The following is a 4,965-nucleotide window of genomic DNA, read 5'->3' on the forward strand; positions in this document are numbered from 1 at the left end:
AGAAGAACATTCAAATTTGTCTTTGAAAATGGTTGTTTCAGAGGAAAAAGATAAAATCAATTCGCTCTTCAAATTAATTTGTTCATTAAAATCACAAGCAGCAATTGTTTTTTGCAACCATCGCGATGCGGCGGAACGCATTAGTGATACATTGAATGAAATGGGAATTTTCGCGACCTATTATCATGGAGGAATGGACCAAGATGAACGTGAACGAGCATTGATTCAATTCAGAAACGGAAGTGTGAGTTACTTGATTACGACCGATTTGGCCGCTCGAGGTCTAGACATACCGGAAATGAAACATGTGATTCATTATCATTTACCTCTAAAAGGAGATGAGTTTACACATAGAAACGGTCGTACGGCTCGAATGTTAGCTTCCGGTACCGCCTATATTGTAGCTCATGAAAGCGAAAAAAAAATGGACTACTTAGATTATAGGATGCCAATTTTAAACTTTGAAAATGCCACTAATTTACCAAAACCTCCCGAATTTCAAACCATTTACATCAGTGGCGGCAAGAAAAATAAATTGAATAAAATTGATATAGTAGGCTTCTTTTCCCAAAAAGGGAAATTGGACAAAAGCGATTTAGGTTTGATTGAAGTAAAAGATTTTATTTCGTTTGCCGCCGTAAAATCGAAGAAAGTCAAAGAATTTTTAGCCAACATCCGCGACGAGAAAATGAAAGGGAAGAAATTCAAAATTGAAGTCGCACGAAAAGTAATTAAGAAAGAGGAGTGGGTGTTTGAAAAGTAAGTCTTTTATTAAATCCCTATGTACCTATATAAGAATAGGAGAATAAGCAGTAATCCTTAAACCTTTAAACTCTTAAACTCTTAAACTCTTAAACCTTTAAACCTTCACCGAATCAGGCACCAGCACACTATAATCACCACCATTTCTAATTACATCACGCACAATACTTGAACTGATATAAGACGTATTGGCAGCTGTGAGCAAAAACACTGTTTCAATTTTGGATAGCTTTCTGTTGGTATGAGCAATAGCTTTTTCAAATTCAAAATCCGCCGGATTGCGTAAGCCACGCAAAATAAACTCAGCTTTTTCTTTTTTGCATAAATCGATTGTCAAACCTTCGTAGGTGATTACGCGTACTTTTGTTGAATCTTTAAAAGCTTCTTCAATAAATTGCTTGCGTTGTTCTAAACTGAACATGTATTTTTTTTCGGCATTGACACCAATCGCCACGATGACTTCGTCAAACAAGGAAATGCCTCTTTTTATAATGTCGTAATGGCCATTAGTAATAGGATCAAATGAACCTGGGAATATTGCTTTTTTCATGGTCAAAGTTTAGTTGGCCAATGCCAATTCTATAGCGTTTTCAAATAATTCCGGCAACGAAATTCCAGCTTCTCTGGCTTGCTGTGGCAAAATACTTTCAGTAGTTAAACCAGGAATTGTATTCATTTCCAACATATGTGGCTCGCCATTGACAATAATAAATTCACTTCGTGAAAAACCTTTCATTTTCAACACTTCATAAGCTTTTTTGGCAACCTTTGCTATTTTTTGTTGCAGTTCTTCTGAAATTCGTGCGGGTGTTATTTCTTTCGATTTCCCTAAATATTTTGCTTCATAATCAAAGAAATCATTTTCTGAAACAATTTCTGTAATAGGCAAAACAGTTACTTTTCCTTTGTAATTGATTACTCCAACGGACACTTCCGGACCGTCTAAAAAGCTTTCAATGATAATTTCGGTGTCTTCTTGATAAGCATTTTCAATGGCAGGAACTAATTCTTCCATTGTTTTTACCTTTGAAATCCCAAAACTGGATCCGGATTTATTAGGTTTCACAAAACAAGGCAATCCTACTTTAGTAATGATTTCTTCGGCATTGATAGTATCTCCCAAATTCAAATAATAAGAGACAGCTGTTTTAATTCCATAAGGTTTTAAAACCGATAACAAATCACGTTTGTTAAACGTCAGAGCCGCCTGATAATAGTCGCAACTCGTTTGTTTGACGCCTAACAATTCAAAATAGGCTTGTAGGAGTCCATCTTCACCAGGTGTGCCGTGAATGGCATTAAACACGACATCAAAAGTGATTTTTATAGTATTTACTTCAACCGAAAAATCATTTTTGTTGATGGGATATTCCGCATCGTGTTCATCTACATATACCCATTTATCCTTAAATATATGTATGCGAAAGGCCCGATACTTCGTTGGATCGATATTGTTATAAACGACATTTCCACTGGTTAATGATATTTTATACTCACTGGAATATCCACCCATAATGATGGCAACATTTTTCATAACAATTCGTTTATAAGGTTAGGTTTAATTAAAACAAAATTATCACTATTTGTTGAAAGAAAAAACCATTCCTATTTATATCTTTGTCCCAAACAGAAAAAAATGAGTTTGATTGATTATTTAAAAAGTAAAGTTTTTTTTAAACAGCTATTGATTGCCATTGCAATCGTTGTTTTGATTGTGGTGGTTATACTAAACACCTTGTCGTTTTTTACCAAACACAATCAGGAAATTACAGTTCCCAACTTAGCAAAATTAAGTATGGAGGAAGTGGAAGAAAAACTAGATGAACTCAATTTAGATTATGTATTGTTGGATACGATGGACTTCCATAAAGATTTTCCAATTTACAGCGTGGTCATGCAGGATCCAAAACCCGGTGATAAAGTAAAAGAAGACCGTAAAATTTATATTAAAATAAATTCCGAAGGCTTTAAATATGTAGTCATTCCTAATTTAATTGAAAAAACCTTCCGTCAGGCGGAGCCAACTTTAAAATCATTGGGGCTACAATTAGGAAAGGTGACCTATAAACCTTATTTGGGTAAAGACATGGTGCTGGAAATGTGGGTCAATGGCAAAAAAGTAAAACCAGGAACAGAAGTGATGAAAACTACAAAAGTTGATTTGGTTTTAGGTGACGGGAAAATAGGTTTTGAAGAAGAATCGATTGATACGACTACAATTTTGGAAGGATTAACTGATGAAGAATAATCCTGAATTAGACCAAGAATTAGAGGATGATCTCTTTGAACATTACCGATTTGAAGCATCAAAAGGTCAAGCTCCCTTGCGTATTGACAAATACTTGATGAATTTGGTAGAAAATGCAACCCGAAACAAAATTCAGCAAGCAGCAACTGCCGGAAATATTTATGTAAATGATGTTCCCGTAAAATCGAATTACAAAGTAAAAGCTTTTGATGTGATTCGGGTGTTATTATCGCATCCTCCCTATGAAAATCTTTTAGAGCCTGAAAATATTCCTCTGGATATTGTGTATGAAGACGATCAATTGTTGGTTGTTAATAAAAAAGCAGGAATGGTTGTGCATCCGGGACATGGAAATTATTCCGGAACCTTAGTAAATGCGTTAGCGTATCATTTTGATAACTTACCATTAAATAGTTCAGAACGACCGGGTTTAGTGCACCGTATTGACAAAGATACTTCCGGATTATTGGTGGTAGCTAAAACAGAATTGGCAATGGCGTACCTAACAAAACAGTTTGCTGATAAAACTTCGGAACGGGAATATATTGCAATTGTTTGGGGAAATGTAGAAGAAGAGGAGGGAACCATCCAAGGAAGTATTGGCCGTCATGTAAAAGACCGCATGCAAATGGCTGTTTTCTTGGACGGCGACCAAGGGAAACCAGCAGTGACAAATTATAAAGTGGTGGAACGTTTGGGATATGTAACGGTTGTAGCATGTAGATTGGAAACCGGTAGAACGCATCAAATTCGTGTACACATGAAACATATTGGTCATACCTTATTTAATGATGAACGGTATGGCGGAAATAATATTTTAAAAGGTACCACCTTTACCAAGTACAAACAATTTATCGATAATTGTTTTAAAATTTTGCCACGACAGGCTTTGCATGCCAAGACATTGGGCTTTGAACACCCAACAACAAAAGAATTTATGCGATTTGATTCTGAAATTCCATCAGATATGGTGGAATGTATTGAAAAATGGCGGACGTATTCGAAATCAAATCAGCCCGAAGAAGAATAGTAGTCAACCAGAAGCAAATAAAAAAGCTGTTCCCAATCGGAACAGCTTTCTTGCTTTATAATTTGTGGTGATTAACCTCTGCTACCACCTCTATTGTTTGTGTTACCTGAATTTCCTCCGGAACTTCTTTGAGAACTTTGACTGCTTGTTGCAGCAGAAGACGAATTACTTCTATTGGGTGAACCTGAACTTACAGTTGGCTTTGAACTTCTTGATTGATTCATTGATGTATCTGAACTTCTGGAAGGTTTACTACTGGTTCTATTAGCCTGCGGACTTGAATTTGCACTAGATCTGGTTTCCGTTGCACGGGTAGTAGTTGATCTACGTGTTGGTGCATCAGTGTTACTTGTGGTTGTAAATGATCGATTGACTGACTGACTTTTACTTTTTACACTATTTTGATCTCTAGTTCCGCTACTTGCAACAGTGCTTTTATCATTTGTTCTAATGGACTCTGAACCACTTGTTTGGCCTGCTGACGTTCTTACGTTATTTCTATCCGTTGCAAGAGTACTTCTGTCATTTGCTTTATTTGACTTGGTGTCTCTTGTTTGGGAAGTTCCTCTACTATTTTGATCTCTCGTGCTTGATACAGAGGCTGTTCTGCCTTCTTTGGAGCTATTTCCGCGAGTTTGAGCCAATTCATGACGGTTGGTAACATTGCCGTTTCTTTCAGAAAAAGATTGGTTAGGATGTTGCTTTTCATAGGCATTTCCTCTTCTTGAATGATGCATTGCAACGGCTCGACTACTTCTTCTGTGATTGGTATAGTAACAAGAGTTGTTAACATTTACATAATAATTCACATGGTTATGGTAGGTGTAAACCGGCCATGGGTTCCAAGCGTAGAAATAAGTAGGATAAAAACTCCAAGCCCATGGTGAAAAATAGGCTACATAATTAGGCCCCCAAAAATGTCGGT

General features: G+C 36.5%; 5 protein-coding genes and 1 pseudogene. 3 read left to right on the forward strand and 3 right to left on the reverse strand.

What is annotated here, in order from left to right:
* On the forward strand, nucleotides 1–763 hold a 763-nt coding region (locus ACIQ2S_RS11300), incomplete at its 5' end, for a helicase-related protein (protein ID WP_396176042.1).
* Nucleotides 764–859: 96 nt separating this feature from the next.
* Here ACIQ2S_RS11300 and coaD read toward each other — a convergent pair.
* Nucleotides 860–1,312, reverse strand: a complete 453-nt coding sequence (gene coaD / locus ACIQ2S_RS11305) for a pantetheine-phosphate adenylyltransferase (protein ID WP_396176044.1) — start codon at nucleotides 1,310–1,312, stop codon at nucleotides 860–862.
* Between the two features lie 9 nt (nucleotides 1,313–1,321).
* On the reverse strand, nucleotides 1,322–2,296 hold the full coding sequence (locus ACIQ2S_RS11310) for a D-alanine--D-alanine ligase (RefSeq protein ID WP_396176046.1): 975 nt from the start codon (nucleotides 2,294–2,296) through the stop codon (nucleotides 1,322–1,324).
* A gap of 102 nt (nucleotides 2,297–2,398) precedes the next feature.
* Here ACIQ2S_RS11310 and ACIQ2S_RS11315 point away from each other — a divergent pair, with 102 nt between their 5' ends.
* Both ACIQ2S_RS11315 and ACIQ2S_RS11320 read left to right on the forward strand, forming a co-directional pair.
* Complete coding sequence (locus tag ACIQ2S_RS11315; protein ID WP_396176048.1) at nucleotides 2,399–3,010, forward strand: PASTA domain-containing protein; 612 nt, start codon at nucleotides 2,399–2,401, stop codon at nucleotides 3,008–3,010.
* The gene (locus ACIQ2S_RS11320; RefSeq protein WP_396176050.1) at nucleotides 3,000–4,040 is read left to right on the forward strand and encodes an RluA family pseudouridine synthase; all 1,041 of its coding nucleotides are present in this window, start codon (nucleotides 3,000–3,002) and stop codon (nucleotides 4,038–4,040) included. Before ACIQ2S_RS11315 ends, ACIQ2S_RS11320 begins: the two co-directional genes overlap by 11 nt.
* Before the next feature lie 71 nt (nucleotides 4,041–4,111).
* Here the strand turns inward: ACIQ2S_RS11320 and ACIQ2S_RS11325 are convergent.
* A pseudogene (locus ACIQ2S_RS11325) lies at nucleotides 4,112–4,965 on the reverse strand (hypothetical protein); the annotation flags it as partial.

Source organism: Flavobacterium sp. (genome assembly GCF_044371705.1).
In the GTDB taxonomy this organism is placed as follows: domain Bacteria; phylum Bacteroidota; class Bacteroidia; order Flavobacteriales; family Flavobacteriaceae; genus Flavobacterium.

Excerpts from the sequence above, each read along its gene's own strand:
- coaD (WP_396176044.1), bottom strand. The coding sequence starts at position 1,312 with ATGAAAAAAGCAATATTCCCAGGTTCATTTGATCCTATTACTAATGGC.
- ACIQ2S_RS11310 (WP_396176046.1), bottom strand. The coding sequence starts at position 2,296 with ATGAAAAATGTTGCCATCATTATGGGTGGATATTCCAGTGAGTATAAA.
- ACIQ2S_RS11315 (WP_396176048.1), top strand. The coding sequence starts at position 2,399 with ATGAGTTTGATTGATTATTTAAAAAGTAAAGTTTTTTTTAAACAGCTA.
- ACIQ2S_RS11320 (WP_396176050.1), top strand. The coding sequence starts at position 3,000 with ATGAAGAATAATCCTGAATTAGACCAAGAATTAGAGGATGATCTCTTT.